The 22,595-nt window shown below is 42.9% G+C and carries 25 protein-coding genes; 2 read left to right on the forward strand and 23 right to left on the reverse strand.

What is annotated here, in order from left to right; all coding sequences use genetic code 11:
* Nucleotides 1-51: 51 nt before the first annotated feature.
* The 12 genes from HMPREF1516_RS01950 to ybeY all read right to left on the reverse strand — a co-directional run bounded on the left by HMPREF1516_RS01950 (nucleotide 52) and on the right by ybeY (nucleotide 10,009).
* The gene (locus tag HMPREF1516_RS01950; RefSeq protein ID WP_033605676.1) at nucleotides 52-1,200 is read right to left on the reverse strand and encodes a hypothetical protein; all 1,149 of its coding nucleotides are present in this window, start codon (nucleotides 1,198-1,200) and stop codon (nucleotides 52-54) included.
* Nucleotides 1,201-1,377: 177 nt separating this feature from the next.
* Nucleotides 1,378-2,238, reverse strand: coding sequence for an SAM-dependent methyltransferase TehB (gene tehB / locus HMPREF1516_RS01955; RefSeq protein ID WP_033605677.1), 861 nt, complete (start codon nucleotides 2,236-2,238; stop codon nucleotides 1,378-1,380).
* A 14-nt stretch (nucleotides 2,239-2,252) separates the two neighbouring features.
* Nucleotides 2,253-2,720: an SsrA-binding protein SmpB gene (smpB, locus tag HMPREF1516_RS01960; RefSeq protein ID WP_001051742.1), complete on the reverse strand. Its 468-nt coding sequence runs from the start codon at nucleotides 2,718-2,720 to the stop codon at nucleotides 2,253-2,255.
* Nucleotides 2,683-5,037 (reverse strand): ribonuclease R, encoded by a 2,355-nt coding sequence (gene rnr / locus HMPREF1516_RS01965; RefSeq protein WP_033605678.1) that lies wholly within the window; start codon nucleotides 5,035-5,037, stop codon nucleotides 2,683-2,685. The genes smpB and rnr overlap by 38 nt, the downstream gene beginning before the upstream one ends.
* 96 nt (nucleotides 5,038-5,133) lie before the next feature.
* Nucleotides 5,134-5,367, reverse strand: a complete 234-nt coding sequence (gene secG / locus HMPREF1516_RS01970) for a preprotein translocase subunit SecG (RefSeq protein WP_000282517.1) — start codon at nucleotides 5,365-5,367, stop codon at nucleotides 5,134-5,136.
* Between the two features lie 39 nt (nucleotides 5,368-5,406).
* Nucleotides 5,407-5,556 (reverse strand): 50S ribosomal protein L33, encoded by a 150-nt coding sequence (rpmG, locus tag HMPREF1516_RS01975; RefSeq protein WP_007519517.1) that lies wholly within the window; start codon nucleotides 5,554-5,556, stop codon nucleotides 5,407-5,409.
* Nucleotides 5,556-6,755 (reverse strand): multidrug efflux MFS transporter, encoded by a 1,200-nt coding sequence (locus tag HMPREF1516_RS01980; protein ID WP_033605679.1) that lies wholly within the window; start codon nucleotides 6,753-6,755, stop codon nucleotides 5,556-5,558. Before HMPREF1516_RS01980 ends, rpmG begins: the two co-directional genes overlap by 1 nt.
* A complete protein-coding gene (gene coaE / locus HMPREF1516_RS01985; protein ID WP_033605680.1) occupies nucleotides 6,742-7,347 on the reverse strand; it encodes a dephospho-CoA kinase in 606 nt (201 codons plus the stop codon). The genes HMPREF1516_RS01980 and coaE overlap by 14 nt, the downstream gene beginning before the upstream one ends.
* Nucleotides 7,347-8,171 carry a DNA-formamidopyrimidine glycosylase gene (mutM, locus tag HMPREF1516_RS01990; protein ID WP_001114610.1) on the reverse strand — a complete coding sequence of 275 codons (825 nt, stop codon included), beginning with the start codon at nucleotides 8,169-8,171 and terminating at the stop codon, nucleotides 7,347-7,349. The genes coaE and mutM overlap by 1 nt, the downstream gene beginning before the upstream one ends.
* Before the next feature lie 48 nt (nucleotides 8,172-8,219).
* On the reverse strand, nucleotides 8,220-9,119 hold the full coding sequence (gene era, locus HMPREF1516_RS01995) for a GTPase Era (protein WP_000143275.1): 900 nt from the start codon (nucleotides 9,117-9,119) through the stop codon (nucleotides 8,220-8,222).
* A 16-nt stretch (nucleotides 9,120-9,135) separates the two neighbouring features.
* Nucleotides 9,136-9,531: a diacylglycerol kinase family protein gene (locus HMPREF1516_RS02000; RefSeq protein WP_000378177.1), complete on the reverse strand. Its 396-nt coding sequence runs from the start codon at nucleotides 9,529-9,531 to the stop codon at nucleotides 9,136-9,138.
* Entirely contained in the window at nucleotides 9,512-10,009 is a 498-nt protein-coding gene (gene ybeY / locus HMPREF1516_RS02005; protein WP_000275169.1) for an rRNA maturation RNase YbeY, read from the reverse strand. Before ybeY ends, HMPREF1516_RS02000 begins: the two co-directional genes overlap by 20 nt.
* Nucleotides 10,010-10,113: 104 nt before the next feature.
* On the opposite strand from ybeY, the gene pavA reads away from it, so the two are divergent.
* Nucleotides 10,114-11,769 (forward strand): Rqc2 family fibronectin-binding protein PavA, encoded by a 1,656-nt coding sequence (pavA, locus tag HMPREF1516_RS02010; RefSeq protein WP_033605681.1) that lies wholly within the window; start codon nucleotides 10,114-10,116, stop codon nucleotides 11,767-11,769.
* 199 nt (nucleotides 11,770-11,968) lie between these two features.
* Here the strand turns inward: pavA and HMPREF1516_RS02015 are convergent, their stop codons facing one another.
* From HMPREF1516_RS02015 to HMPREF1516_RS02065, 11 genes are all read right to left on the reverse strand, one after another.
* Entirely contained in the window at nucleotides 11,969-12,700 is a 732-nt protein-coding gene (locus tag HMPREF1516_RS02015; protein WP_000357674.1) for an NAD-dependent protein deacylase, read from the reverse strand.
* A 153-nt stretch (nucleotides 12,701-12,853) separates the two neighbouring features.
* The gene (gene deoD, locus HMPREF1516_RS02020; RefSeq protein ID WP_025169557.1) at nucleotides 12,854-13,564 is read right to left on the reverse strand and encodes a purine-nucleoside phosphorylase; all 711 of its coding nucleotides are present in this window, start codon (nucleotides 13,562-13,564) and stop codon (nucleotides 12,854-12,856) included.
* Nucleotides 13,565-13,773: 209 nt separating this feature from the next.
* The gene (locus tag HMPREF1516_RS02025; protein WP_001263740.1) at nucleotides 13,774-14,484 is read right to left on the reverse strand and encodes a glutamine amidotransferase-related protein; all 711 of its coding nucleotides are present in this window, start codon (nucleotides 14,482-14,484) and stop codon (nucleotides 13,774-13,776) included.
* Nucleotides 14,481-15,716, reverse strand: a complete 1,236-nt coding sequence (locus HMPREF1516_RS02030) for a chloride channel protein (protein ID WP_000647567.1) — start codon at nucleotides 15,714-15,716, stop codon at nucleotides 14,481-14,483. The genes HMPREF1516_RS02025 and HMPREF1516_RS02030 overlap by 4 nt, the downstream gene beginning before the upstream one ends.
* 4 nt (nucleotides 15,717-15,720) lie before the next feature.
* The gene (locus HMPREF1516_RS02035) at nucleotides 15,721-16,530 is read right to left on the reverse strand and encodes a purine-nucleoside phosphorylase (RefSeq protein WP_033605683.1); all 810 of its coding nucleotides are present in this window, start codon (nucleotides 16,528-16,530) and stop codon (nucleotides 15,721-15,723) included.
* The gene (locus tag HMPREF1516_RS02040) at nucleotides 16,527-17,087 is read right to left on the reverse strand and encodes a DUF1697 domain-containing protein (RefSeq protein ID WP_033605684.1); all 561 of its coding nucleotides are present in this window, start codon (nucleotides 17,085-17,087) and stop codon (nucleotides 16,527-16,529) included. The genes HMPREF1516_RS02035 and HMPREF1516_RS02040 overlap by 4 nt, the downstream gene beginning before the upstream one ends.
* Nucleotide 17,088: 1 nt before the next feature.
* A complete protein-coding gene (locus HMPREF1516_RS02045; RefSeq protein WP_033605685.1) occupies nucleotides 17,089-18,300 on the reverse strand; it encodes a phosphopentomutase in 1,212 nt (403 codons plus the stop codon).
* Nucleotides 18,301-18,320: 20 nt separating this feature from the next.
* Nucleotides 18,321-19,004 (reverse strand): ribose-5-phosphate isomerase RpiA, encoded by a 684-nt coding sequence (gene rpiA, locus HMPREF1516_RS02050; protein WP_000429257.1) that lies wholly within the window; start codon nucleotides 19,002-19,004, stop codon nucleotides 18,321-18,323.
* 105 nt (nucleotides 19,005-19,109) lie between these two features.
* Nucleotides 19,110-20,039 carry a peptidase U32 family protein gene (locus HMPREF1516_RS02055; protein ID WP_000411176.1) on the reverse strand — a complete coding sequence of 310 codons (930 nt, stop codon included), beginning with the start codon at nucleotides 20,037-20,039 and terminating at the stop codon, nucleotides 19,110-19,112.
* A gap of 126 nt (nucleotides 20,040-20,165) precedes the next feature.
* A complete protein-coding gene (locus tag HMPREF1516_RS02060) occupies nucleotides 20,166-20,846 on the reverse strand; it encodes an ABC transporter ATP-binding protein (RefSeq protein ID WP_000125734.1) in 681 nt (226 codons plus the stop codon).
* A 13-nt stretch (nucleotides 20,847-20,859) separates the two neighbouring features.
* On the reverse strand, nucleotides 20,860-21,915 hold the full coding sequence (locus HMPREF1516_RS02065; protein ID WP_000280275.1) for an ABC transporter permease: 1,056 nt from the start codon (nucleotides 21,913-21,915) through the stop codon (nucleotides 20,860-20,862).
* Nucleotides 21,916-22,301: 386 nt separating this feature from the next.
* Here HMPREF1516_RS02065 and HMPREF1516_RS02070 point away from each other — a divergent pair, with 386 nt between their 5' ends.
* Nucleotides 22,302-22,586 carry a DUF3270 domain-containing protein gene (locus tag HMPREF1516_RS02070; RefSeq protein WP_001111515.1) on the forward strand — a complete coding sequence of 95 codons (285 nt, stop codon included), beginning with the start codon at nucleotides 22,302-22,304 and terminating at the stop codon, nucleotides 22,584-22,586.
* Nucleotides 22,587-22,595 lie beyond the last annotated feature (9 nt).

Below are 22,595 nucleotides of genomic sequence, written 5' to 3' on the forward strand. Positions count from 1 at the left end.
CGAAAAAGAAGTGAAAAAGGCTGGATTTCCAGCCTTTCATGATACTATTTCTTATCTTTTTTGTCTCTTAGAATATTTTTTTAGCATGGGAATGAGATTGGGAATCTGCTCACTTCTAATGACCAGCACGCCGTATTCCTGGCAGCGATTGGCATAAACAGGATTGATTTTCCCCGTACAGACAATTAACTTGAGGCAACTCTCCCCAGCAAAATGATTGGCGTAGACTTCTAGTTCATTGATGGCTTCGACTGATAAATCTGTCATTTTGCAGGAGATGAAGGTAATCGAGCGTCCCTTTCTCAGAATGACATCAATCTCATTTTGAACATTATCTGCCTCTGGAAAGATGCCATTCCAATCAATCTCACCGCCTATCATGCACTCATCAAACAGCTGAGATTCAAGCGCCAAGAGATAGAGATATACCTCTAAAATATGCCCCTTGTTGCGGCAAAAGACTTGAGCTTCTTGACTTGGAAAGCTGTAGCTTACTCGCTCTTTGTCCTCGCTTTCAATACGAATCATTCCAGCCTCCACTAGTAAGGGAATGAAGGATTCTGGATAGTGATAATACTTGCCGTTGTTTTCCAGTATTTTTTCGGTCTCAGAATGCAGGTCATTGGTCTTAGCTAGAGAGAAAAATTGGGTCACTTGATACCAGTGGGCAGGATTGGCAATGGCCGAGCTGGCTAGCTTTTTGATGGCTGCAATTTGCTGAGCTGAGTGGATAGGGCGTTTGGATTTGAGCATTTTTCCACCACGCAAGGCTATCAACTGTTGGATGCTTAGGGTTGGAATGTCCAAATCTTCTTTTTCCAGCTGACCGGCTACCCACTTGTATTGTTTTCCCCGCTCGACATCCATGGCAACAATGGAGAGGTCCCGATCCAAGCCATATTGATAGAGGGATAAGGCTAGTAGCGAATCCCCACCAAAAACATCGAGAAGGACTTGGTCATAGCCTGCTAGACAATAATCTAACTGGTCTGCTAGTTGTTCTAAGGATAACTGACGAAAGGACACTCGTTGAATATGAGGTACCTCTTCCATGATAAACTGACGGAGAGAGAGCTTCTCTTCATTGCTTATTTTCGTCAAAGATAGAAAGAGAATCTCGTCACAATCACTGATAAAGGCTTGGTAGACATTCTTTTCCAATACATGCCGATCATACAATTCCACCAAAAGACTCGTCATTCGACCACCTCCATCATAAACACTTTTTTGTGCTAAGAGTATCAGCAACACAGTTCTACTACTCAGATTTCCTACTTCTAGTATAGCATAAAATCCTGCTCGCCCCACTCTACCGTCGCAAATAAAAATGAATAGAAACCTTGTAAAGTGGTTTCTATTCGCTTGTAAAGATTTGATTTACTTGATTTTCTTGGCTAGCATAGTCGCAAAGCGTAGTTGAATGCGATTGCCATTTTCATCACGACGGTGCAGATGTCCTGGGTTTTCATTGTACTTGACCAATTCCCAATCCTTGTAGTAGTCCGCCAACTCCCCTTCTTTAAAGGTGAATGGGAAATTGACTGAGCAAGGATAATCCTCTGTATCCATAGCACAGACGATAAGGTTATAGCCACCGACCGTGGTGTGCTCCTGCATATTTTGGATAATAGCTGGAATGCGGTCCGCTTGTAGGAACATCAGAACAACTGTCGATACGATGAAATCATAGTCTTGGCTAATGCTGGCCGAATTGATATCGTATAGTCCTACAGGCATGTCTAGATCCTCTTGTTCCACAATGCTTTGCAAGATTTCAAGGGACAATTCATTCTGATCCACAGCTGTCACATCAAAACCATTCTGTGCGAGAAAGAGAGAGTTACGCCCCTGACCACAACCCAAATCCAAGGCTCTTCCTGGTTTCACTGTCTGCATAGCCTCTAGGACCTCTGAATGGACTGGATTGGTATTGTATTTCTTAGGGAAATAATCCTCAGGTTTACAATAAAATTCCAAATACCATTCTACATCATCAGTGGCAGCTTCCACTCGGTGCCAGGCTTGCGGTTGTGCCATAGGGTTGTCTGCTCCTGCCTCAAAGAGGTGCTCAGCTAGAACCTCACCATCTTCGGTTAATTCAATAAACTTGAGTACCCCTTTCAAGACAGTAATTTTTCCCCAAGTGCCGACCTTGGTATTGTGCTTTTGCTGAACTGCTTCAGGCATGGTCTGTTTATTCCACAAGGGCATCCGTTTATAGGCAATTAGTTTTTCCATTTTACTTCCTCTTCTTAACGCTGGTTGACAGCTTTCATCACACGCGCGATGTCGCGGTTTTGTTCACGTCGCTTGATCGACTCCCGTTTGTCATAGTCATGTTTCCCTTTGGCAAGTCCTAAAAGGAGTTTAGCATAGCCATCTTTGATATATACCTTAAGGGGAACAAGGGTCATCCCTGTCCCTTTGGTCTCTTGTTCCAATTTTTGAATTTGCTTCTTATGGAGCAGGAGTTTACGACGACGTTCAGGTTCCTGGTTCCAGATATTGCCCTCTTCGTAAGGGGCGATATGAACATTGCTCAGCCAGACTTCCCCATTTTTTACTTGGGCAAAGCCGTCCTTGAGATTGATTCGAGCTGCTCGAACGCTCTTAATTTCAGTTCCAGTCAGGACCATCCCTGCCTCTAGCGTATCTACGATTGTATAGTCGTGGTGCGCTTTTTTATTTTGTGCGACGACCTTTCCCTCGCCCTTTGCCATGCTTGGCTCCTTTCTTAGCTACTTCTTTGTAAAAAGGTTTCTTGCCTTTTTTCTTTTTATCTTTTTGTGAATGCTTGTGCTTATCATTTGAGCGCCCTGATTTTCTCTTGTCTTCCTTCTTGTCTGAACGGCGATTTGAACCACGACCTCTGTCTTTGCGCCCAGCTTGTTTCAAGCCTTTTTCGATGACATCAAACTCACTTGGGATATAAGAGAAGTCAATCTCACCTGTCATCTTATCCGCTCTTTCAACCCGAATGCGAATTTGCTGTCCTACACGGAAGGTTGTGCCTGATTTCTCCCCACGGAGTGTCAAGTCACGCTCGTTGAAATGATAAAATTCAGGCAAATTGGTAATGTGAATCAATCCTTCGACTGTATTTGGCAATTCAACAAAGAGACCGAATTTGACGATGCTGGATACAACCGCATCATACTCTTCGCCCACGTATTCTTCCATGTACTCAGCCTTTTTCATGGCTTCGACTTCACGCTCTGCCTCGATGGCACGGCGCTCACGGTTGGAAGACTGGGTCGCAATCTCTGGAATCACTTGTTCAAAATGCTCTGCTATTTCCTTAGAACGCCCATAGTCGCGAATCATCCGATGGACTAGAAGGTCAGGATAACGACGAATGGGGCTGGTGAAGTGAGTGTAATAGTCTGCAGCAAGACCATAATGACCATGATTGTGCTCTGAATAGCGAGCCTGTTGCATAGAACGGAGAAGCATCATGGATAATACATCCGCATAAGGTTCTCCCTCAACAGCACGCATGATGTCTTGAAGGGCCTCCTGGCTAATCTCACTAGCAGTCCCATAAATTCGCAAGCCAAAGCTCGAAGCGTAATCAATAAACTTCTGAACTTTTTCAGCCTTGGGCTCCTCGTGAATCCGATAGATAAAAGGTAGGTCCAGCTTGCTGAAGTGTTCGGCAACTGTTTCGTTGGCTATCAACATGAAGGACTCAATCATCCGCTCAGCAACGCCGCGTTGACGGAGGACAATATCCACAGGCTTGCCTTTTTTATCCACCAAAATCTTAGCTTCGCTGGTATCAAAATTCAGGGCACCACGTTTCTCACGCATGTTTTCTAGCCTTTCGTGAAGCTTGGCCATGAGCTCGATACTAGGAACAATTTTCTTAAACTCTTGTCTCTTCTCCTCATCGCCAGCTAGGATGTCATTGACAGCGCTATAGGTCATACGAAAACTAGTCTTGATAACCGTTTGGGTGATGGTGTAGTTGACTACACGACCATGTTTATCAATTTCCATAATAGCAGACTGGGTCAAGCGATCGACTTGAGGATTGAGAGAGCAGATGCCGTTTGACAAACGCTCTGGAAGCATTGGCACCACTCGGTCTGTCACGTAGACAGAAGTCGCGCGGTTAAGAGCTTCCTTGTCAAGGGCAGAACCCTCGGTCACATAGTAGGAAACATCTGCGATGTGAACTCCAAGCTCGATATTGCCATTTTTCAAAGCCTTGATGTGTACTGCGTCGTCCAAGTCCTTGGCATCCGCACCGTCAATGGTAAAGGCGATTTCATCTCTCAGGTCCAGACGACCTTCCATATCCTTTTGAGACGGAGCTTCTGGCACACTTTCTGCTTCCTTGAGAACAGCTTCTGGAAATTCTGAAACAATATCCATGGATTCCAAGACTTCAAGAACGTCAATTCCGACATCCGTTGAATGCCCAACCACATCTAGTACACTCGCAACAAAGAAATCATGTTTCTTGCTTGGGTATTTATCGATAAAGACCTTGAGAACCTCTGTTCCTTCTAGTTTTAGAGCTGGTTTCTTAACATAAACCGGTTGACTGATTTTCTGATTTTTCGAACGGATGTAGCCAGCATACTTGGGCTTTTCCTGATCCAGAACGATTTGCCCGACAACGGTTGTCAGGCTGTGTTCTAAGATATCAATAATTTTGGCTTCTGCAGCAGTTCCCTTGTTGCGGTCAGCGACTTTCTTGATGACCACCTCTACGGTATCACCATCAATGGCATAGTTGACATCGTTTTTTCCTACAAAAAGGTCGTCCTCTTCGCCTTCTATACTGACAAAGCCAAAGCCGTTTTTATGGGCATGAAAAATCCCTTTGAGGGTGATTTCATGTTTCTTCTTTTGGTCCAGACATAAACTGCCATCATCTTCAAAGCGAATCTGGTGCTTTCTTTCCATCAGAGACAGGGTTTTAATCAACTCACGGAAATCCTTGGATCTATCCTTTCCGAGAGCCTGAGCTAGGTCATTTACCGTCACTCGCCCCTTCTCTTGCAAATAATCTTTAATTTTATCTTTCATGTTTTCTTTCTAGATTTTTATAATTTCTTTTTGAGTGATAACTTTCTAAGTGTCATTTAAAATAAAAATAGGCTAAGACCTAGTCTCGCCCATTTCTTATCTACTTGATAATACCGTCAATGCTAAGGCAATGGCTAGCCAGAAAAAGACTAAAATACCTGTCAAACGTTGCATCACAGCTTCAAAACCACGCGCCTTACTACGTTCAAACAAATCACCTGAGCTGGCATCAAATACATTGCTGGATTGGTTCTTAGTTGGTTGCATGAAAATCGCAATCACAATCACAACAGATAATACTAATAAAATGGTTAACAATAGGTTATACATATCAAACTCCTTAAAATCCCTATTATTTTACCATAAAATCTACTTAGATTCAAGATGTAGGGTTACTTTTCTTTCCTTGGGACAATACTTTAACACCTCAATCTTGTCTGGATGAGTTTTGGAGTTCTTACTGGTTAGATAATTCATGCTGCCACAAGAGGAGCACTTGAGATTGATTTTTACTCGCACTAGATTTCCTTTACTTTTAATAACGATCTAAATTGCACTAAGTTACATAAACAACTGAAAGCCACACAAGCTGCTGTCGCATAAAAGACAGCATGGTAGCCCAAATATCCTGCAACTGCGGATCCCGCCATAGGTCCGATCACTCCACCAAGGTAAAAAAAGACTTGGTTGAAGGCGAAAATCCTTGAAATACCTGATTTTGGAGTCATTTTGCTAAGAAGGGCATTGACTCCTGGTATGAGAGCTCCCGTTCCCAAACCAAAGAGAAAACGATACAAGCCAAGTTGAAGGGGGCTGGTTGCATGGGCACAAAGAAGGTAAATGATGACGGAATAAATCTGCGCTGCAACTAACAATCTATGATTCCCTACCTTATCGCCAAGTTTTCCTAGAATTCCTGCACTCATCATGCTAGAAAATCCCATGCTAGATACGATCAATCCTGATACAAAGAGAAGATTCTCAGTCTGCCCTAAGTCCCGCACATAGAGAGCTAGAATGGGACCAATTGATTGAGCTGAAAATTGAATGACAAAGCTAGTCAAAAATAGATTCACTAAAAGCCTAGGATACTTGAAAGAAGAAAATACTTCTTTCGTTGGGATAGCCTTCTCCTTAGCCACTGGCTGAAAATCTTCCTTGATAAAGAAAATGGTTAGGATTGCAGCTAAAAATAAGAAAGCACCTACCAATAAAAAGACATTACGAATGCCAAAAATTTCAGCAATAAAGCCTCCAACAAAGGGACCCGTCAGTGTTCCTGCAACAACACCTGTAGATAGAGTTCCCAGAGCCGCTCCCGACTTATCTTTAGGTACCTGACTGGCAATCAAGGCCGTTGCATTGGGGACAAAACCAGTAAATACACCATTGAGCAAGCGCAGAAAGAGTAGCCAATAGATATTTGGCACGAAGGCCAAACCTCCCATCGTAATGGTCATGGCAAGACCCGCTCGAATCATCATGGGTTTTCGACCATATTTGTCAGCAAGAATACCCCAGATGGGAGAAACTAGAGCTGCTGAAACAGCCGAAACTGAGATGGCTAATCCAGCATAGAAAGCAACTTGGTCTCCTTCAATTCCCAACTGCTCTACAAAGATAGGCATGAAAGGGACGGCCAAGGAAATACTAGCTCCCGTTAAAAAGCTACCGAACCAGGCGACACGAAGATTCTCTTTCCAACTAATCTCTTGCACAGCTATCGCCTCCTTCAAGTAACTTCACTACTTGAGTCACAAGCTGATCGCGACTGCCATTATTATCTAATATATGGCTCGCCAATTTTTTCTTTTTTTCTAAAGACCACTGGGTTGCCAGACGGGACTCTGCTACTTCCTTAGAAAGATAATCCCGTTTCATGAAACGTTCCACCTGAACATCACGGTTCACATAGACCAGCCATGTTTCATCAAACCAGGCACTGTAGTCCTGTTCAAAAAGCAGGGGAATATCCATGAAAAAAATCGTTTCTGTCTGGGCTAACTGTTCTCTCAGTGCAGCCAATTCCTCACGAATAATCTCTCCTTGAGTTATCCTAGACCATTCACGTTCTTCAGGATTTGAAAAGATGAGACTAGCTAGGAGAGAGCGATTGAGTTCTCCATTTTCAAGGATGATTTCCTGCCCAAAGTGCTGAACTAAGAGCTGATAAAGACGACCACCAGGTTTTTGTAGCTGGTGGACGACTGCGTCAGCATCCACCACTTGAAAGCCTTGTTCTCTTAGGAAATTTGTCACAGTTGACTTACCAGAAGCAATTCCTCCTGTAATTCCAATGATTTTTCCCATCAGCCCCTCCTTTGACACTGAGGACAAAAATGAGTTCCCCGTCCACCGAGCTGGAATTTCTCAATCACTGTCCCACAGCGCGAACATGCTTGTCCAGTCTTATCATAGACCTGATGGAAGTCCTGCATGGTTCCGTCTTCCCCAAAGGCATTGGTATAGGTCCGAATGGTGGAACCGCCCTTTTCGACTGCCTGTCCCAAAACAGCAATGGTCTGGTCATGAATAGCTGTCGCTTCTTCTGCTGTCAAAGTCTGGGAAGGTCTTGCTGGATGAATCTGAGCTCGCCAGAGAACCTCATCCACATAGATATTGCCAAGGCCAGCTACCAAGGTCTGGTCTAGGAGATGGGATTTGATAGGCTTTTTGGACTTAGCTAGGGCAGCTTGAAAGACCTGTAAATCAAAGTCTTCTTCGCTTGGTTCAGGCCCTAGTTTTTTAGATACAAAGTAGGCATCCAAAAGGTCGGGTGCCAATAGTTCCATAGTACCAAACTTGCGTACATCCTCATAAACAAGCGTCCCACCATCCTCAAACTGGAAGAAAACATGGGCATGCTTGCGTTCAGGAACCTGGTCCGGATAGTAAAAATATTTGCCCTCCATGCGCAAATGGGAAATCAAGACCTTGTCTGTCAAGTAAAAAAGCAAGTATTTGCCACGACGTCCCATTGACTCAACAATCTGACCAGGTACTTCCTTTTGAAACTCGTCCAAATCCGTCTTAATCATCTTGGAATAAGCAATCTCTATATTAGAAATCTTCTTTCCCAAGATCAATTTTTCTAAGCCACGACGAACCGTTTCAACCTCAGGTAATTCAGGCATAGTTCCTCCTTCTGTAAAAACAAGAAGCAGGCATGAGCCCACCTCTACTTAGTATTCTTTTTCATTATAGCCAAAGTCAGCCAAATCTAGCTTTTTATCACGCCAGTTTTTCTTGACCTTGACCCAAGTTTCTAGGAAAACCTTATCCCCTAGCATGAGTTCGATATCACGACGGGCCATGGTCCCAATTTTCTTAAGCATGGCGCCACCTTTACCGATGATGATACCTTTTTGACTATCACGCTCCACCATGATGGTTGCACGGATATGAACCTTGTCTGTCTCTTCATCACGCTTCATGGAGTCAACTACCACTGCAACTGAGTGAGGAATCTCTTCTCGAGTTAGGTGCAAGACTTTCTCACGAATCATTTCTGAAACCAAGAAACGCTCAGGATGGTCTGTGATTTGATCAGATGGGAAATACTGGAAACCTTCCTCTAGATTTTCACTCAAAATATCGATTAGTCGAGAAACGTTATTTCCCTGAAGGGCTGAGATAGGAACAATTTCCTTAAAGTCCATCTGGTTACGGAAGTCATCAATCTGAGCCAAAAGCTGGTCTGGATGGACCTTGTCAATCTTATTCACCACCAGAATCACAGGAACCTTGGCGGCTTTCAGACGCTCGATAATCATGTCGTCGCCCTTACCACGTGGCTCATCAGCTGGTACCATAAACAGAACAGTGTCTACTTCACGAAGGGTGCTGTAGGCAGATTCCACCATGAAATCCCCAAGAGCTGTTTTGGGCTTGTGAATTCCTGGTGTGTCGATAAAGACGATTTGCTCCTTATCTGTGGTGTAAATCCCCATGATTTTATTGCGCGTTGTCTGCGCCTTGTCACTCATAATAGCAATCTTTTGCCCCATGACGTGATTCAAAAAGGTCGACTTCCCAACATTAGGACGTCCCAAAATAGCTACAAAGCCTGATTTAAATGTCATATTTTCCTCTTATTGTTTAAAAAAGTATATCCCAAATACGTGGGATAAAGATAAGTGCACCTGTCACTGCAGCAAAAAGAGAGACCACAAGCACGGCACCTGCTGCCATGTCCTTGGCTTTCTTTGCCAACATAGAAAAGTGATAATGACTGGCTAAATCCACCACATTTTCGATAGCGGAGTTCATAATCTCAAAGGCTACTACCAAGAAAATGCTCATTAGGAGAAAGAGCCATTCAATCCGTGACACCTGAAAAACAAAACCTGCAAGGACGACTACTAGTGCCGTCACTGCATGTTTGCGCATATTACGTTCGTCCTTGATAGCGGTAAAAATACCTGTCAAAGCAAATTCTAAACTAGATACCAGGTCACGATTTTTCCATTTTCGTTTATTGTCTTGTGAGTCCATAGGCTGTCAAAATTTCTTCTTGTAAACCGAACATCTCCGCTTCTTCTTCCGGAGTGTAGTGATCATAGCCGTTAATGTGTAAAAAGCCGTGTACTGCCAAGAAGCCCATCTCACGCTCAAAGCTGTGACCGTATTCTTCAGCCTGCTCATGCGCTTTATCGATAGAGATAAAAAGCTCCCCAATGTAGGCATCAAACTCAGACATCATTTCTGCCAATTCTGGATTTTCCAGCAAATCCTCTTCGTCAAAGGCAATGTCCAACTCTGGCTTATACTCAAGGCTGATGACATCCGTCGGACGATCGGTATCACGGTACTCGAGATTGAGTTCGTGGCTACGCTCGTTGGTCACAAAAGTGACTGCCATCTCCTTGTCTTCTTTTCCTATTTTTTGGGCTGCAAATTCCAAAATTTCTTGGGTTTGTTGTAAGATTTCTTGTGAAACTTGACCAGTTTCATCTACCATTTCAATATACATGTACTTCTCGATTCTCTTTACTTGGCTTTATTATACCACATTTCCATGATTTTATTCTACCTTTTTGATATAATACTATGGAATACAATCACAAGGAGAGAACAATGTCATTTGACGGATTTTTTTTACACCACATGATTGAGGAATTGCGAAGCGAGTTGGTCAATGGTCGCATCCAGAAAATCAATCAACCTTTTGAACAAGAGTTGGTCTTGCAAATCCGCAGCAATCGCCAAAGCCATCGCCTGCTCCTCTCTGCCCATCCTGTTTTTGGGCGCATCCAGCTAACCCAAACGACTTTTGAAAATCCAGCCCAACCTTCGACTTTTATCATGGTTTTGAGAAAGTATTTGCAGGGTGCCCTGATTGAGTCGATCGAGCAAGTCGAAAATGACCGTATTGTGGAAATCACGGTTTCCAATAAAAATGAGATTGGGGACCATATCCAGACTACCTTGATTATCGAAATCATGGGTAAACACAGCAATATTCTCCTCGTGGATAAAAGTAGCCATAAAATCCTCGAAGTCATCAAACACGTCGGCTTTTCACAAAACAGCTACCGCACCTTGCTACCAGGCTCGACCTATATCGCTCCGCCAAGCACCGAATCTCTCAATCCTTTTACTATCAAGGATGAAAAGCTCTTTGAAATTCTGCAAACACAGGAACTAACAGCAAAAAATCTTCAAAGTCTCTTTCAAGGTCTGGGACGTGATACGGCAAATGAATTGGAAAACATTCTTGTCAGTGATAAACTGTCTACTTTCCGAAACTTCTTCGGGCAAGAAACCAAGCCTTTCCTAACGGAGACTTCTTTCAGCCCAGTTCCTTTTGCGAATCGTGTAGGAGAAACTTTTGCCAGCCTTTCTGACTTGCTGGACACCTACTATAAGGACAAGGCTGAACGGGACCGTGTCAAACAGCAAGCCAGTGAACTGATTCGTCGCGTTGAAAATGAACTTCAAAAAAATCGCCATAAGCTGAAAAAACAAGAAAAAGAGTTACTGGCGACAGACAATGCGGAGGAATTTCGCCAAAAAGGAGAGTTGTTGACAACCTTCCTCCACCAAGTTCCGAATGACCAAGACCAGGTTATCCTAGACAACTACTACACTAATCAACCTATCATCATTGCTCTTGATAAGGCACTAACTCCCAGTCAGAATGCCCAACGCTATTTTAAACGTTACCAGAAACTCAAAGAAGCTGTCAAATACCTTACTGAGCTGATCGAAGAAACCAAGGCAACTATTCTCTATCTGGAAAGTGTGGAGACTGTGCTCAACCAAGCTGGGCTGGGGGAAATCGCTGAAATACGTGAAGAATTGATCCAAACAGGATTTATCCGTAGAAGACAACGGGAGAAAATTCACAAGCGCAAAAAACCGGAACAGTATCTGGCGAGCGATGGGAAAACCATCATCTATGTTGGTCGAAACAATCTACAAAATGAGGAACTAACCTTTAAAATGGCTCGCAAGGAAGAACTCTGGTTCCACGCCAAGGACATTCCAGGAAGCCACGTCGTCATCTCAGGAAATCTTAATCCTTCTGACGAAGTTAAGACAGATGCGGCCGAACTGGCTGCCTACTTCTCCAAAGGGCGCTTGTCAAATCTCGTGCAAGTGGATATGATTGAAGTCAAGAAACTCAACAAACCAACTGGTGGCAAACCTGGCTTTGTAACCTACACAGGGCAAAAAACCCTCCGCGTTACACCAGACCCAGAAAAAATCGCATCTATGAAAAAATCCTGATTTCACTTGAAATCAGGATTTTTTATTAGATTTTAGTCTGCAATCAAGTTTTCCAAGCCGACCTTCATCATATCAGTGAAGGAGTTTTGATTTTCTCAGCCAGTTTTTAATAACTCTCAAAGAGCGAGATAGTGGTCAGTAAATGAGATAGTTTTCACTTTCAAGTAACAAGGTTTTGTTGCTATCTTCTAAAATCCTTTTATTGACTCAATTTCGAAAAGACTTCCCCAATCTTGCCTTCAATGACCAATGTAGCTTGGCTGTCTTGTGGAATACTGGTTTTATTGATAACAACCAGATTTGTTCCAGAAAAATAGTTTACTAGGCTAGCTGCAGGATAAACAACCAAGGAAGTCCCACCAATAATCAGCAAGTCTGCTTGCCGAATTGCTTGTGCAGCTTGACTAAAAACATCCATGTCAAGTGATTCTTCATACAAGGTCACGTCAGGCTTGACCACCTTGCCACAGTCTAGGCAGTGGGGAACAGGTCCCTCGAGGGCCAGAAAACCAGTTAAGTTATAGAAACGTTGGCAACCTAGGCAGTAATTGCGGTCCGCACTCCCATGCAATTTAAAGACCTTTTGGGAGCCAGCCATTTCATGAAGACTATCGATATTTTGTGTCACAACTGCCTTTAGCTTACCTGTCTTTTCCAAAGCAGCCAGATAAGTGTGAGCAGCATTAGGCTTTGCTTCTGGATAAATCAGGTATTTCTTATAAAAGTCAAAAAAATCTTCTGGATAGCGCTCAAACATGGTCCGAGAAACGAGTTGCTCTGCCGTAAAATGACGGCCTAACTGATGACTATAAACACCATCTGAACTACGAAAATCTGGGATATTAGACTCGGTTGACACTCCTGCCCCTCCGAAAAAGACTATTCTGTGGCTTTTATCAATCAAATCTTGTAATAGTTCTATTTTATCCATCACATCTCTCCTTAAGCTGGGTTCTAAAAAAGTTGAAAATCAATAGTTCCAGCAATCTGATTTTCAACTCTTCCTTTATCATTACTGATATATTTGAGATTAAAGCATTTGAATCAATCTTAGAAATAACCTTATCTCAAAGTAATACGATGTTTAGTCTGCAATCAAGGTTTCCAATCCAACCTTCATCATATCGGTGAAGGTGTTTTGGCGTTCTTCAGCTGTTGTGTCTTCTTCTGGATTGACCAAACTATCAGAAATGGTCATGATAGCAAGTGCATCAACGTGGTGTTGGGCAGCAAGATAGTAAAGAGCTGCTGCTTCCATTTCCACAGCCTTGACTCCCCATTTACCAAGCTCGATGTTCTTTTCAAAGTAGTTTGAGTAAAAGACATCTGATGACAAAACGTTCCCAACGTGGGTGGTCATACCAAGTTCTTTGGCGATATGATAGGCCTTATCCAGCAAATCAAAGCTAGCGATTTGTGGGAAATCGTACTGTGGCCAGTCATTACGGATGATGTTTGAGTTAGTCGCAGCAGCTTGCGCCAAGACCAATTCACGGACATGGACATCTTCGTTTAAGGAACCTGCAGTTCCTACACGGATCAATTTTTTCACTCCGTAGTCAACAATCAACTCACGCGCATAGATAGAAATTGATGGCATTCCCATCCCAGTTCCCATGACAGATATACGGTGACCCTTGTAAGTCCCAGTGTAACCAAACATGTTACGCACTTCGTTAAAACAAACAGCATCTTCAAGGAAATTCTCCGCAATAAATTTCGCACGAAGAGGATCCCCAGGAAGAAGAATTTTATCAGCAATTTCACCCTGCTGAGCAGCAATATGGATAGACATAGTTAAGATATAAAGGGCGACAGAGAACAAAGTAAAAATAGGAAACTGACGACGCATCGCAGATGCTAGACAGTTTATCTTTTTTACATAGTTCTCCGCCCGTATTCAGTTCAGCAAATACGGTTTACCCATCCTTTCTTTTATTGTTGTTATGAAAAGTTTTCCGCTCGTGTTCAAATAAAAACACACGCTCTACCTTTCTTTTTTATTTAGTTTGTTAGTGAATCCAAAAATGCGTACAATTTTGCATTCATTTCTTGATAATCGTAAGCACGAATAGCTTCAGGTTTTTCGACCAATGGCAATTGTTTACTTTGCTCTTCCAAAGCAGCTGCTCCGTCAGCCGCAATCAAGAGATCGACTGCTTCTGGATCGAATTCCAAGTGGGCTTGGAAGGCATAGTGCTTGGGAGAAAAACGGACAATCTGACGTGGACAACCTTGACTGGTCGCAAGGACAACGGCATCATCCGTCAATCCCGGCATATCACCATGCCAGTGACCAGAATCAAAGCTGGCGCCAAACAAGCTGACATGCGGATCCGCCAATCCTTCAGGCGTTAAATCCACAGGATACACTCCAATTTCCCGCTCTGGACTGTGTTCATACTCCGCGCCATAAGCAACAGACAGGAGCTGCGCACCCAGACAGACACCAACGATGTAGCAATCCGCCTTCATTGCTTTTTGAATAAGTTTAATCTCAGCTTGCGGATCATAGTAAGGGAAGGTTGCGCGATCCTCATCTGGTGATTGTGGTCCTCCCATGACAATCAAAAAATCGATCTCATCCACTGTCTCAAGTAGAGCTTCTCGCTCGTAGACCTTGGACATCGTCACCTGATGACCACGCTCCTGCGCCCACTTTAGATAAGCACCCGGTACTTCAAAAGTTTCGTGCAAGACAAAATGCACTCTCATCGTTTATTCTCCCATCTATTTTGAATCACATAAGACATACTAGCAGCTAGTGCTAGTGGTAGAATCAAAGCCCAGCTCTGTCCTGTAAAACCAAGACTTAGGGCAATGGCAGTCAAGGGAGCTTGTAAGGTCGTCCCTAAAAAGACGGTCGCTCCAAGCAACATTCCTAGAGCAGGATCTAGGTGAATGCCAACGACTGTCAAAAGCAAACTCGCTAAGTAGCCAGATCCAATCCCCAAGGCAAATGACGGTGTCAAGGTCCCTCCGTAAGCCCCATTTCGTAAGAGGAGATAGGTTAGGAACCCTTTTACGGCCAAGGTCAAGGCTAGACTAGAAAGTGGCTGGCCTGATAAGAGGGTTTGGGCTAGAACCTGTCCATTTCCCATAAAAATCGGGTAAAAGATCACAATGCCAGCGAACACCACAAATGCTAAAGGCAGAGCCAAAAGAATGGTCCAATCCTTCCGCCGTTTGCGACTAGCCCGATTGGCTAGAAAACGAAAGGCCAGTGCCAAAGGAGTAAGCAATAGAGCCACTATGACAGCCTGGATAAAACTACTGGCTGACCAATGAACTGGCGACATATGATATATAGCACCATGTCCAACGATTGGCTGGGCAATCCAAGTCGCCAAATAAGAACTAGACAAGACCAGTAAGATATTTTTCCAGTGATAGGCCAACCCTAATGTCTCAAAGACAAACAAGCTACTTGCAAAGGGAACCTGATAAACCGCAGCCAAACCTGCTCCAGCTCCACAAGCAATCAAAACTCTTCGCTCTTTGATCGTCAAGGACAAGACTTTCCCCAAACGACCAGCTAGAAGAGCCCCAACCTCACGTGGGGCTCCTTCTTTTCCGACCGAAGCGCCAGCTCCAACAATCGCAACCTGCATAGTTGCATGAAGGAGGTGGGCTAGGGGCGCTGGATCTCTATCTCCAACCAGGTCGATTTGCCTGCGAATAGAGAGAATTTTATAACGCTCTTGTAGAATATACCAAAAACCAGCTGCCAAAGTCCCTGTCACACATAAGACAAGAAATCTACGAAGTCCTCCAGCTTCTTGAAATTGCTGGAGCAGATCAGATCTCTCTTGGCCAAAAGCCAACATTTGCACGCCTTCTAGCAGATAATGACAGGCAATTCCGACTAGACCCGTACCTACTCCCAAAGCAAGAGTTGCAAAAAGCAAACGCCATTCGTAGGGCAGTCTTTGGAGTCGTGCTTTCATAGGATTACAATTCTGCAAGAATAGCTTTAACCAAGCCTTTGAAGTCACCTTTGACACGTTCAGTCACTTCTACAACTTCTTCGTGGTTGAGTTCTTCTTGGAAACCTGCAGCATGGTTAGTAATACATGAAATACCGAGAACTTTCAAGCCAGAGTGGGCTGCCACAATAACTTCAGGAACTGTAGACATACCAACTGCATCTGCACCAAGTGTCTTATAGGCACGAATCTCTGCTGGGGTTTCATAAGTCGGACCTGTTACACCAATATAGACACCTTCATCAAGCTTGATACCAAGTTTCTTAGCCACTTCATGGGCAATAGCACGGTATTCTGGTGTGTAGGCTTTAGACATATCAGGGAAACGTGGACCAAAGTCATCCAAGTTTTCACCCATCAATGGATTTTGCCCCGTCATATTGATATGGTCTGAGATAGCCATCAATGTACCAGGACCAAATCCAATACCTCCAGCTGCATTGGTTACAATGACACCTTCACATCCGATAACTTTCATCACACGTACTGGGAAAGTCACGATTTCAAGAGGATTTCCCTCGTAGAAGTGGAAACGACCTTGAAGAGCCAAGACTTTTCGACCTGCAAGGTCACCATATACCAATTTACCAGCGTGACCAACTACTGTAGAGCGACCCCAGTTTGGAATCTCAGCATAGTCTACTACAACTGGATTTTCGATTTCTTCTGCCAATTCTCCAAGTCCTGATCCAAGGATTAGACCGAACTCAGGCGCTTGGATTCCCTTGTCTTTCAGGAAAGCAGCTGTTTCCTTGATTTTATCTAAAAATGTCATTGTGTATCTCCTTTATTATTTTTTAGCATTTGACCGATTTTGTCAAAGGTTTTGGCATTGCGAATGGTGATTTGGCGGTAGAAAGGCATCTTGAGTAAGTATTTGTGATAGGCTGTTTCGTAGTATGATTCTTCGGAGTATTTTCCCCAGAAAATACCAAGTTTTCCAAAATGAACCACTTCATCTTCCAGTTCCAAACTTTCAACTTTCTCAATGACTTGAGCCTCATCCAAGCCTTCTGTATAAAAGAGAACATCTTTTCGAGCCAGATCTTTGGTCCACCATTCAGGCAGATTTTCAAGTTCCGTTTCAAAATCCTCTTGACTCAGCAACGAAAAGCTCTGAATAAATGGATAATGGACTTCAAAGAATGCCTCTAACTTTTCAACCAATTGGACTTTGGGATCTGTCGAAGTAAAGAAAATATTGCCACTGTTGATGTAGGTATCAACTTTTTCCAGTCCCAACTCTGTCAATTCTTGACGAAGTTGCGCCATGACAACCTTATTTTTTCCACCAACATTGATACCTCTCACAAGCAAAGCATAGCGTTTCATCTTATACCAATTTATCTAAGAAACTTTCCCCAATCATGGCAGTTTCAACACCAAAGTTATCCGCAACTGTCGCTGAGATATCTGCAAAATGTCCGACTGGAATGACACCATTTCCCTTAAAAGCAGGGCTGTAGGCTAAAAGTGGAATGTATTCACGAGTGTGGTCTGTTCCTGCATAGGTTGGGTCATTTCCATGGTCCGCTGTAATCAAGAGAAGGTCATTATCTCTCATGGCTGCGATAATTTCAGGCAAGCGTTCATCAAACTCATGCAAGCAATCACGGTAACCATGAGCATTGCGACGGTGGCCGTAAAGAGCATCAAAGTCTACCAAGTTTGTGAAGGAGAACCCTTTTTCAAATTCAGGAAGTCCCATCGTTTTCAAAAGTGTATCAATCCCATGGCTATTTGACTTGTTGTGGCCCATGTCATGATTGATACCAGCTCCGTTAAAGATATCGTTGATTTTACCAACAGCGTAAGTATCGATACCAGCTTCGTTCAATTTATCTAAAACAGTTGGTGCAAATGGAGATACTGCCAAGTCACGACGATTTGCTGTACGAGTGAAGTTACCAGGTTCACCAACATATGGACGGGCAATGATACGACCTAAAAGGGCAGGACGCTCAAGGGTAATCGAACGAGCGTATTCACAAATACGATAAAGTTCATCTAAAGGAATGATATCTTCGTGGGCAGCAATCTGCAAAACAGGGTCAGCTGAAGTATAGATAATCAACTCTCCAGTTTCCATTTGACGTGGTCCGAAATCATCGATAACAGCCGTACCTGAGTAAGGTTTGTTGGCTTCACGAATGACCTTGCGTCCTGAAAATTCTTCGATTTTTGTCAGGATTTCTTCTGGGAATCCGTTCCAGAAAGTATCGAAAGGCTCGGTAATGTTGAGTCCCATGATTTCCCAGTGACCAGTCATGGTATCCTTACCAAGGGAAACTTCTTCCAATTTTGTTGCATAACCTGTTGGATTGCTTTCAGCTGGTACAGTCTTAAGAGGCGTTTCGCGAGGAATATTTCCAAGACCAATTTTAGCCATGTTTGGCACATTCAAACCAACTGTTTTTGAAATGTGTCCTAGTGTGTCAGAAGCACCGTCTGGCACCCCTGCATTGACAAAGTTATTGGCATCTGGTGCAGCACCGATTCCCACAGAATCGAGTACTACCAAGTGAATACGATTAAATTTTGACATAGTGTGTCTCCTTTTATTTTCTATTTTCCTTTTGTTGAAGTTAAAATCTGAACCCCGTCTCGTCCAGCAACAATGACCTTATCCACCATTTGGTTGAACAAGCCATGCTCTACGACACCAACGACATGGTCCAATTCTTGCCCAAAAGCAATTGGATCTTCGATGACATCCAAGGCTAGGTCAATGATAAAGTTCTGCATATCGGTCACAAAACGTTGACCGTCTTTTTCACGGAAACTTGGTTTGTAGCCAGCTCGCTCAAACCGACGAAAGACCTGTTCCGCACCATACTGAACCACTTCTACTGGCAATTTAAAAGCACCTAGTTTCTCTACCAGTTTGCTTTCATCCACCACCCAAATATATTCTTTTGAGGGCGTTGCGACAACCTTCTCCATCAGAAGGGCACCACCACCGCCTTTGATTCCGTTAAACTGGCTATCTACTTCATCCGCCCCGTCAACCGTCACATCGACAAAATCCACTTGATCAATCGACTTGAGCGGGATGTTTAGTTCTTCAGCCTGTTTACTGGTCACACTGGAAGTTGTCACAGCAGTAATCTGCAAACCTTCTTCCTTAATCTGACGACCAATTTCTTCGACAAAATAATAGGCAGTAGAGCCAGTTCCCAGACCGACTACCATACCATCCTTGACAAACTCAGCAGCCTTGATACCTGCCATCTTTTTCAGATTCTCCACTTAAACACCTCCATTAAAGAGCTACTTTTATTATAACATGTATCCGTTTTTATTTCATGAATACACTTGAAAAACCCGAACATTTTTATTTCGGGTTTTGGTGTCCTATTTAACCATATCGGGATCGTAATCATAGAATCCTGTGTCGAGGAAACGGTTTTTAGGGTGTAACTTGCGCACTTCCTCATCTAACAAGAAGGCTTGGTCATGGCTGAAATTTCCCTCTTGGATTAAGCCACGCGCTTGAATAAAGAGTTTTGCAATCTCCACAAAGTTTTGACCTGGGGTGTAGAGACCTTCTAGCTTCCAGTGAGTAAAGCCGTGATCCACCAACTCTGTCAATTTGGTCATCAAATCAAGGTCATTGTTGGCAAAGATATGGGTACCATGATTGTCTTCAAAGATAGAGTAATGGCTCTCTGGGTCACTTGGCTCTGCCAAGAAGAGGTCACGTTTACGCGTCTTTTCGTCATCGATATGCGTAAAGTTATAATAGTTTTGCAAAAGTGGTCGCTTAGAATGGTGAATGACACTAGCTCCGTAAACCAACACTTCAGCCGGAATTTCCAAAATCTCAGGCATCTTGAAGAGTTCAGCAGATGGAATTTCACGCGCCAAAACAGCCTCAGAGGCGCCTGCCTTTTGACCCCAGAAGTTAATCTGACGACTGCTTGTCACCATGGTTGAAGCATCGTAGATGGTCTTAAAGGAATAGCCATCACGGTTGACTACGTAAAAAACGCCTGCATCCCCAACAGTAATATAGTCTGTCTTGATTTCTTCCAAGAAGTCTAGGAAAGGCTTGATACGGTTCATCATATCTTGGTGCATGAGGGCATTAACTGCAACAATCAATTCCTTGCCTGCTTCATGAACCAACTTAGCAATCTCACGCAATTGGTCATAACTAAAGGTTGTTGGCAGACGAAGACCAAAATCTTTCTCACCGACATAGATACGGTCTACACCAGCTTCAAGCAGTTGTTCAACTTGTTCAATACTTTCAGCAGTTGCTGTAATGATAATCTTTTCCATAAGAAAAATTATACCACATTTCTCAAAAATCAGCTATGAATACTAGTAGTTTTATAAAAAGTCAAAGTCATTTTTTAAAGGTTGCAATCAAAAAAGTGAACAGTAACTTGTACCATTCACTCTTTTTTATGCCTGTGTTTCTTCAACTAGGTGGCCATCGTTCATAACATAGATACGGTCGACCTTATCAAGAAGGCGTGTATCATGTGTAATCATGACAACTCCTCTACCTTGTTCATGGGCAATGGCAGCCAGCATTTCTGTTACTTGGTAAGCACGCTGGGTGTCAAGACTGGCTGTCGGCTCATCTGCAAGCACAATGCTCGGATTGTTATAGAGCGCTCTAGCAATCGCGGCACGCTGACGTTCGCCACCCGATAGAGCTTTGGGATAATGATTTTGAACTTTTTCCAAATCCAACAAGTCAAACAGCTCTTTTCGGTCACTTTTGCTATTTTTTCCCTTATCCAGTCTGTCAATCAAATCCAGCTGTTCCTTGACCGTTAGAAAAGGAATTAAGTTTGAAGCCTGGAGAATGAAACCAAACTCTCTAAAACGGAGATCTGTTTTTTCCTTCTCCGTCAAACTGCCTGTTTCCTTCCCTTTGACTAGAATCTTTCCACTCGATGCTTCCTGAAGTTGTCCTAGAGTTGTTAGAAAGGTCGTCTTTCCAGAGCCAGAGGGCCCAACGATAGCTACGAACTCTCCCGCATTTAGCTGAAAATTCGTCTCATGTAGGGCAACGACTTTCATCTTTCCTTCCCCGTAGGTTTTTGTCGCTTGAGTCATTTCAATCAATGCTGTCATACTATTCTCCTTATCATTCTGCAATTGCAGTAATCGGGTCCACCTTTAGCAAGCGTGGAAGTGAAATGACACCACCTAAAAGGGCCATCAAGGAAATTACCAAGCTTAGGACAGAGTAGGCAATCCAACTTGGATAGAAAAAGAAGGTAGCTGGTAAGACCAAAATCACTCCACCAATAGCAAGCAAGGCTAAAGCAATCCCCATACCAGCTAGGAGGAAGATTTGACAGAATAGAGACCATACAATGGTTTTGATTTGTATTCCCTGAGCTCGCATTATTCCATAAAGACCTAGTTTTTGGATGGTAATGATATAAACAAAAATCCCCACAATCAAGCCTGTGATAACAATCATAGCGAGAATCATCCCTGAAAATACATTAACCTGAGGTGTGTAACCAGGAATTTTTGATATCATTTTTGGAATGGAAATCTGTTTCAGTCCATCGCCAGACACTTCTATGTCATTTTTCAAAACTAAGGCAGAGATGGAACGATTGGCTTTCAAGGTTCCTTGTAAGGTCCAATAAGTTGTCAGACTCGTAAAGACAACAGGCTCGGTGAAAAATTTATTTCCTTGAGTCAGGCCTACAATCTTGTAGCTTGCCTCGCTTCCATTGAGTTGAATGGCATCACCTAGCTTCATCCCATAGTTCTCAAAAGACTGATCCACGACAACCTCATCATATCTTTCAGGATAACGACCCTCCGTCAAACTAGGAGAGATAAAAGAGTCCCAGTTTTGAGCAAAGATGGAAACATTGACCTTTTCACTACCATCGACTAGATTGGTTACAGCGAACATATAGCCCAATGGAGCAGCCTCTTCTGAATTCTTATCCTTGTAGTCCTTTTCAGGAATAAAAGATGCTGTCAAATTATCATTTGCGTAGTCAGATAAAACCACACCCGTCGCCTGCCAATTATCAATAGCTGCCCGGTTGTTTCGCACAAGACCAAGAGCTAGACTGGTCATAAAAAAGACCATAAAAGCGATAAGAAAAATGGTAGTTAGAATCAAACTATATCGAAGTTTATTTCGTAGTATTTCTTTGATAGCAAGATACATGCTTATCTCCTTTAACTTTTCCCCAGAGGTAGTTTAAAAGCCACCCAGACCAATAGACAGAATCTCTGTCCTTCCATCCATTCAAAACAACTCCTACCAATACTCTTCAAAAGTATCCAGGTAGCAACTTAACAAATCATCTTAGGAAAAAGCCTCAGCTTGCTATCAATTTATATAAGTTATCCTTTCCTTTCTCAGTATATTTATAATAGAGAAAGTCAGGTCATCTGTTTTAAGTGTAACATCCATGCTATCACTTTCTCTAGTGGGTGTCAAGAAGAGTGACTTAGAAGATGATAAGAGACTTTAGTAGTTTTGTAACAATCCTGTAATAATTCTCTGCATAAAAAATGATAAAATAGTTATGTACTGTTAAGGAGAGAATCATGCCCGCAAGAAAATTAGAAGCTTATGAGTTTGAACAAACTTCCGAATCGAATCAAACTCCGCTTTATCAAGACTATACACTGGAAGCTCCTGTTAGCTCGAATTTAAAAGAGATTTTATTTTTTGTAAATATTGCTTGTTTTTGTATTTTTATGGTGTTTTTTAGTTTTATCTTTTTAGCCTTAAAATTGAACACAGCTTTATCATTTGTTGCTGCTATAGGGGCAAGCTTGGCACTCCTCCAACTCCAACGAAAGATCATTAAACGAAAAATTTCAAAATAAAGGTTGGTA

Source organism: Streptococcus sp. CM6, assembly GCF_000526095.1.
Lineage (GTDB): Bacteria > Bacillota > Bacilli > Lactobacillales > Streptococcaceae > Streptococcus > Streptococcus oralis_BW.

Excerpts from the sequence above, each read along its gene's own strand:
- HMPREF1516_RS01950 (WP_033605676.1), bottom strand. The coding sequence starts at position 1,200 with ATGACGAGTCTTTTGGTGGAATTGTATGATCGGCATGTATTGGAAAAG.
- tehB (WP_033605677.1), bottom strand. The coding sequence starts at position 2,238 with ATGGAAAAACTAATTGCCTATAAACGGATGCCCTTGTGGAATAAACAG.
- smpB (WP_001051742.1), bottom strand. The coding sequence starts at position 2,720 with ATGGCAAAGGGCGAGGGAAAGGTCGTCGCACAAAATAAAAAAGCGCAC.
- rnr (WP_033605678.1), bottom strand. The coding sequence starts at position 5,037 with ATGAAAGATAAAATTAAAGATTATTTGCAAGAGAAGGGGCGAGTGACG.
- secG (WP_000282517.1), bottom strand. The coding sequence starts at position 5,367 with ATGTATAACCTATTGTTAACCATTTTATTAGTATTATCTGTTGTGATT.
- coaE (WP_033605680.1), bottom strand. The coding sequence starts at position 7,347 with ATGGGAAAAATCATTGGAATTACAGGAGGAATTGCTTCTGGTAAGTCA.
- mutM (WP_001114610.1), bottom strand. The coding sequence starts at position 8,171 with ATGCCTGAATTACCTGAGGTTGAAACGGTTCGTCGTGGCTTAGAAAAA.
- era (WP_000143275.1), bottom strand. The coding sequence starts at position 9,119 with ATGACATTTAAATCAGGCTTTGTAGCTATTTTGGGACGTCCTAATGTT.
- HMPREF1516_RS02000 (WP_000378177.1), bottom strand. The coding sequence starts at position 9,531 with ATGGACTCACAAGACAATAAACGAAAATGGAAAAATCGTGACCTGGTA.
- ybeY (WP_000275169.1), bottom strand. The coding sequence starts at position 10,009 with ATGTATATTGAAATGGTAGATGAAACTGGTCAAGTTTCACAAGAAATC.
- pavA (WP_033605681.1), top strand. The coding sequence starts at position 10,114 with ATGTCATTTGACGGATTTTTTTTACACCACATGATTGAGGAATTGCGA.
- HMPREF1516_RS02015 (WP_000357674.1), bottom strand. The coding sequence starts at position 12,700 with ATGGATAAAATAGAACTATTACAAGATTTGATTGATAAAAGCCACAGA.
- deoD (WP_025169557.1), bottom strand. The coding sequence starts at position 13,564 with ATGTCTATCCATATTGCTGCTCAGCAGGGTGAAATTGCTGATAAAATT.
- HMPREF1516_RS02025 (WP_001263740.1), bottom strand. The coding sequence starts at position 14,484 with ATGAGAGTGCATTTTGTCTTGCACGAAACTTTTGAAGTACCGGGTGCT.
- HMPREF1516_RS02030 (WP_000647567.1), bottom strand. The coding sequence starts at position 15,716 with ATGAAAGCACGACTCCAAAGACTGCCCTACGAATGGCGTTTGCTTTTT.
- HMPREF1516_RS02035 (WP_033605683.1), bottom strand. The coding sequence starts at position 16,530 with ATGACATTTTTAGATAAAATCAAGGAAACAGCTGCTTTCCTGAAAGAC.
- HMPREF1516_RS02040 (WP_033605684.1), bottom strand. The coding sequence starts at position 17,087 with ATGAAACGCTATGCTTTGCTTGTGAGAGGTATCAATGTTGGTGGAAAA.
- HMPREF1516_RS02045 (WP_033605685.1), bottom strand. The coding sequence starts at position 18,300 with ATGTCAAAATTTAATCGTATTCACTTGGTAGTACTCGATTCTGTGGGA.
- HMPREF1516_RS02055 (WP_000411176.1), bottom strand. The coding sequence starts at position 20,039 with ATGGAAAAGATTATCATTACAGCAACTGCTGAAAGTATTGAACAAGTT.
- HMPREF1516_RS02060 (WP_000125734.1), bottom strand. The coding sequence starts at position 20,846 with ATGACAGCATTGATTGAAATGACTCAAGCGACAAAAACCTACGGGGAA.
- HMPREF1516_RS02065 (WP_000280275.1), bottom strand. The coding sequence starts at position 21,915 with ATGTATCTTGCTATCAAAGAAATACTACGAAATAAACTTCGATATAGT.
- HMPREF1516_RS02070 (WP_001111515.1), top strand. The coding sequence starts at position 22,302 with ATGCCCGCAAGAAAATTAGAAGCTTATGAGTTTGAACAAACTTCCGAA.